4 protein-coding genes and 2 pseudogenes are annotated in these 4,771 nt (G+C 61.0%); 2 read left to right on the top strand and 4 right to left on the bottom strand.

Translation table 11 applies throughout. The features are described 5' to 3' along the window. Positions 1-190: 190 nt before the first annotated feature. Complete coding sequence (gene vapC / locus EDC31_RS17145; protein ID WP_042061749.1) at positions 191-601, bottom strand: type II toxin-antitoxin system tRNA(fMet)-specific endonuclease VapC; 411 nt, start codon at positions 599-601, stop codon at positions 191-193. Next, positions 602-856: a type II toxin-antitoxin system VapB family antitoxin gene (gene vapB, locus EDC31_RS17140; RefSeq protein WP_456304006.1), complete on the bottom strand. Its 255-nt coding sequence runs from the start codon at positions 854-856 to the stop codon at positions 602-604. It lies immediately after the preceding gene. A 96-nt stretch (positions 857-952) separates the two neighbouring features. Between vapB and EDC31_RS18420 the strand changes: the two are divergent. Further along, positions 953-1,162 (top strand): annotated as a pseudogene (locus EDC31_RS18420) (integrase core domain-containing protein); the annotation flags it as partial. Here EDC31_RS18420 and EDC31_RS18305 read toward each other — a convergent pair. Together EDC31_RS18305 and EDC31_RS18300 are read right to left on the bottom strand one after the other, a co-directional pair. Continuing rightward, a complete protein-coding gene (locus EDC31_RS18305) occupies positions 1,108-1,749 on the bottom strand; it encodes a MerR family transcriptional regulator (RefSeq protein WP_239641751.1) in 642 nt (213 codons plus the stop codon). The pseudogene EDC31_RS18420 and the gene EDC31_RS18305 sit on opposite strands and share 55 nt — an antisense overlap. A gap of 80 nt (positions 1,750-1,829) precedes the next feature. Then, complete coding sequence (locus EDC31_RS18300; RefSeq protein WP_042061747.1) at positions 1,830-3,161, bottom strand: recombinase family protein; 1,332 nt, start codon at positions 3,159-3,161, stop codon at positions 1,830-1,832. Between the two features lie 571 nt (positions 3,162-3,732). Between EDC31_RS18300 and EDC31_RS17125 the strand changes: the two are divergent. Then, positions 3,733-4,505, top strand: a pseudogene (locus EDC31_RS17125) (IS630 family transposase); the annotation flags it as partial. Positions 4,506-4,771 lie beyond the last annotated feature (266 nt).

Genomic DNA, 4,771 nt, shown 5'->3' with positions numbered 1-4,771 from the left:
ATCCAAAGCCAGCCCCCTTCCCGGCTCTCATCTTGAATCAGATCACGCCGCCAAGGGGAATCCCTAACGATTCAGTTCGTGCAGAAAACGCTCTAACGTGACAGCACCCGTGGAGAGGCTCGCCGCATGACATAGTCGATTGATAAACAATAGTTTTTATCAATATTCTGTCTCACTGCGCCTTTCCCGGTCAGACCGTGTCAGTCAGCCAGTCCTCGGTTCGAAGACCCTCCACCCGCTGGAATTCCCGAAGGTTTCCGGTCACAACAATCAGCCCTCTACTTCGGGCATGCCCGGCAATCATGAGATCATACGGACCTATGATACGGCCATTCCGTTCAAGTTCGGCCCGAATGTCTGCCGTATGGGCGGCTGCTTCACTGTCGAATGGCAGGACTGCCAGCCTTGCCACGAAGCGCTCGACTTCACGCCTTGTGCGCATGGGATCGGACGAACGTTCCGCGCCATAAAGCAGCTCATACAGAACCACGTCCGAAATGCAGAGTTCCTCCGCACAGCTGTTGAACCTCGGACGCAACCCCTGTGGCCGATCCCGCAACACGCGGATACAGAGGTTCGTATCCAGCAGGTAACGCAGCATTCAGAGCGTCTCACGTTCCTGCATGGCCGGCTGGTTCCGTTCCCCCAGATCCACCCCGGGAGCCGCAAAGAAATCATCCCACGCTGCGTCAACGGGGGCGATGATCCGTCGTGAACCTTCGGACACAATGACGACGTCACGCACCTGTTCCCCGAAGGCGACCATCTTCGGTAGACGCACTGCCTGCGAGCGGTTGGACATAAAGAGTGTCGTACGGGTCAGCATCAAATATTCCTCCCCATGGATATGCGTCATGTATATCCCATTTCAACGAAGATGTCCCGTACTTTCGGGTCCCTCTGCACCGCATGCATACAATCCGGACAGGTGATACAATGGGCCTTTCGTCACGGACGATGGCTGGACAACGTGTTCATCGAGCGTCTGTGGCGGTCGCTGAAATACGAATGCGTCTACCTGCACGCGTTCGAAACCGGATCAGAGCTCAGGGCCGGGCTTGCCGGATGGATCGCCCATTACAATCCTGCTTCACAACACCCATCTGTCTATATGACTGTTTCGAATAAGTTTTCTTGTGCATGTGTTTGTCCTGCAAGCTGATTACGTCGTGTTCTTGCCTGGTGGGCGATGAGCTTCGCTTTGTCGCTATCGAGGATATGTCGCTCGAATATCCAGGGACCGTCGGGCAATGGGTGCGTTGCGGCGATCTTTCCGGCCTCGGCGGCAAGCCGTAAGGTTTTGGGGGCGATGCCGAGCAGCTTCGCGGCTTCACCCAGATTGAGGCATGACTTTTCTTCTTCAGGTGTGGCCCGATAGACTGGAATCCGATGATGCGAGCGCATGGAAGTCACCCGCTCGCGCGTCCAGCGGTTTCCATTCCCTGTCCGCAGCCCGTTGCGGTTCAGGAGGCTGGCAATCAGGTCGTCGTTTGCGATACGGACGAGATCGCGCACGGCCGCGACAATGTCGGCGCCGGTGCTGTTGCGCTGGCCGCGCCGGCGGCGAGGCAGGCGGAGTTCGGTGTGGATGCCCCCTGTCCAATGGACGGCAAGAACGGTCTCCGCCGTTTCGGTATCGAGATCGGCAACAACCTCCTGCACCAATGTCCGGACGATCCGTTTTTTGAGACGGACGTTCGTCGCCGGCGCCTGCCAGACGGATTTGAGATCGTGCGCGAGTTCCAGCAACGAGAGCGGTTCGCATGCGGGGTCCTGTCCTCGCGCCGCGTCGTGGCCGACGATCCTCTGCTCGATCGCGGCCGCAGCGGTCAGCGCAGCGTTCCATCGCCGTTCCAGTTCTCCGGATCGGCTGCATTGTATTGGCGGAATGCCCGGTCCGCTTCGTAACGGGCCGCCTGCAGATCGCGCGCCAGAGCTTCGCGTATCTGGTCGCGCTGCTCATTGATGGCCGCCTGAGCTGTGACGGCAGCTTCGATCGCGCCCGGCTCTACGACGTCGAGCAGGGCTGTTTCGATCGCGTCATCGACCCGCAATCCACCAAAGGCGATACAGCGCGGCTCCCCGCTATCGAGCCAGCCGCGCACACAGCTATAGCGCGGGATATTATGTTTGGCTCCCGTGTAGCGCAGCGTCAGCTTGCGTCCGCGCCGCTGACAACGCAAAAGGCCCGCCAGCAACGCGTCGCCGTGTTTGGGCGCGCCATGATGGCGTCCGGTCGGCACATTCTCGCTCACCATGCGGCGGATCGCCTCTGCCCTGTCCCAACTCACATAACCATCATGCGTGCCAGGAATCAGAGCAAGCCAGTTTTCGCGTGATTTGCGCTGGCGCTGGGCATTGAAAGCGCTGTCGTCATACGACGCGGCCACGCCGGTCTTGCCATAGGCATAGGTGCCGCCATAGATCGGATTGACGATCATGCGATGGATGGTGGCATAGTCTGGCCGTCGCCAAACAATATCGCCGTTCCGACGTCGTGCCGGCAGATCCAGGTCATGCGTGTGAAACCACAGGAGTGCCTGCCGTGCGCTGCCGAGTTCGGCGACCTTGTCAAAAACGAGACCGATAGCTTCCTGAACCCGCATATCAGGATCTTTCTCATAACGGTCTCCAGTTTTGACGAACCCGACAGGCGCCCCCACCACGAGTTCGCCACGCCGCGCTTTCTCATAACGCGCCGTCAGGGACCGCTGCCGCAGAAGGTCCAGTTCGTATTCGTTCAGGCTGCCCTTCAGACCGAGCAGGAGCCGGTCATTCCCGACACGCGGTGCGTAAATGGCCTCCTGATCAATCAGGAGCGTGTCGACGACGCGGCACATTTCGATGAGTTGCTGCCAGTCGCGACTGTTCCGGGCGAACCGGGAGACCTCCAGGGCCGCGACGGCACCGACGCGGCCCAAACAGACCTCGGCCACCATGCGGTCGAAACCTGCGCGCGTCACGCCGCCTGCCGCCGAACAGCCCAAATCGTCGTCAATCACGTCAATCGTCTGCCAGCCCAGGTGGGCGAGCCGTTCGCGCATGGCATATTGCAAGGCGCGGCTTTCCCGGTTGTGCTGCACCTGGTGCGCAGATGATTGCCGCACATACAGAATTGCCCTGCGCTCCAGATGACGGGGGCTGATCTTGTCACGGCTCATCGCGGGCCTCCTGCACGGCGCTGGGTCCGCGACCGCGCACGTGATCGAGGATCAGGCGGGCCATCATCGACTGCAGATCGTTCCGCGCCTGCGGGGGGGAGGTCCTTCCAGATCAGGTTCGGACAGGGCGGATCGGCCCTCTTGTCTCCGAACAGATCCGGCTGCGCCGATATGATCCCCACACGGGAGCGCTGTCGTCCGTCGTGTCGCATGGTCCTCTCTCCGATTCCGGTCAGAAGAGAAGCCTGCGACGGTTTCAGATGGATACGACGACAAAAAGCCCGTCAGTAACGATCGCAGATCATAAAGCGCCCCCAGGGACACGCTCGGATCCGGAGCCGGCCGCATCCCAGCGCAAGCCGCGCGATCAAGCATCCATGCCGGCAATTCAAGGAGCCTGACCGCTCCGGCGTCGGACAGGCGGCAGCGGGAACGGACTTGACCGCCCCGCTCAATCGTCTCCTCGACGCACACCCGACGCCCAAACCAGGGGTGCCAGGGGTAGAGAACCTCCCGCACGTCGGTATTATGGGTCTTGCAAAGCAGCGTTCTATAGTCTGGGCTGGGGCTTCGGATCGAGACAGGGCCGATTGCGGCTGTGCATGGCGTGACGCGGTGGCGTCTGTGCGATCTCTGCGCATGGCTGCATGAGGAATACGGCGTCCGTCTCTCCGTCGCCCGCATGAGCGAGATCGTGCGTGGTCACGATTTTCGTCTCCTGACGGCCCGCCCTCGGCATTATGCCCAGACCCCCGAAGCGCAGGACATTTTTAAAAAGATTTCCCCACCATGCTCGCAGCGATCCGGGTCCGGCGTCCCGGCCAGGAGATCGAACTCTGGTGGGGGGACGAAGCGCGGGTCGGCCAGAAAACCAGGCTGACGCGCCGCTGGGCCAGGCGCGGCACCCGCCCACGGGCAGCCGCCGATCAGCGTACGCGCTCGGCCTGGATCTTCGGCGCGATCTGCCCGGCCCTGGGCAAGGGAGCCGCCCTCGTCCTGCCCTGGTGCAACCTCCACGCCATGAACCGGCATCTCGACGAGATCTCCCAGGCCGTGGCGCCGGGTGCCCATGCCGTTCTCATCGTCGATCAGGCAGCGTGGCATACCAGCCCGAAACTCAATATCCCCGCCAACATCACCATCCTGCCGCTCCCGCCACGCTCGCCCGAATTGAACCCGGTGGAAAACGTCTGGCAGTTCATGCGCAACACCTGGCTGTCAAACCGAATCTTCAGAACCTATGACGACATCGTCGATATCTGCTGCCACGCCTGGAACCAGCTCGTCGACCAGCCATGGCGCATCATGTCCCTCGGGCTACGCCAATGGGCACATGGGTTCTGACAAGGCAGAATTGGTATGCCGGCGATCCCAGTGTTTGCAGCACAAGCCACGGAAGCGCGACCACATAGAACTGATCACCGAGCAAGGATATGCCGGTCCCCGTCAGCCAGCGGCGGTAAGTCGGATTACGCATGGGATGCGACGTGCGCAATCCGTAAGCATCCGGCGAGCCTTTCAATTACCCACAAGTCTGGCCATTTCTGCACCGATCCTGAGGTCGTTCAGGCGCGACAAGCCACGCCAGATGACGATGTTACCCGGCGGTG

The organism is Acidomonas methanolica, assembly GCF_004346035.1.
Classification (GTDB): domain Bacteria; phylum Pseudomonadota; class Alphaproteobacteria; order Acetobacterales; family Acetobacteraceae; genus Acidomonas; species Acidomonas methanolica.
Note: the sequence above shows the minus strand (reverse complement) of the source record. Positions and strands in the feature narration are given on the sequence as shown.

What these genes read in the sequence shown, in the direction of transcription:
- vapC (WP_042061749.1), bottom strand. Translation starts at nt 601, where the DNA reads ATGCTGCGTTACCTGCTGGATACGAACCTCTGTATCCGCGTGTTGCGG.
- vapB (WP_456304006.1), bottom strand. Translation starts at nt 856, where the DNA reads ATGACGCATATCCATGGGGAGGAATATTTGATGCTGACCCGTACGACA.
- EDC31_RS18300 (WP_042061747.1), bottom strand. Translation starts at nt 3,161, where the DNA reads ATGAGCCGTGACAAGATCAGCCCCCGTCATCTGGAGCGCAGGGCAATT.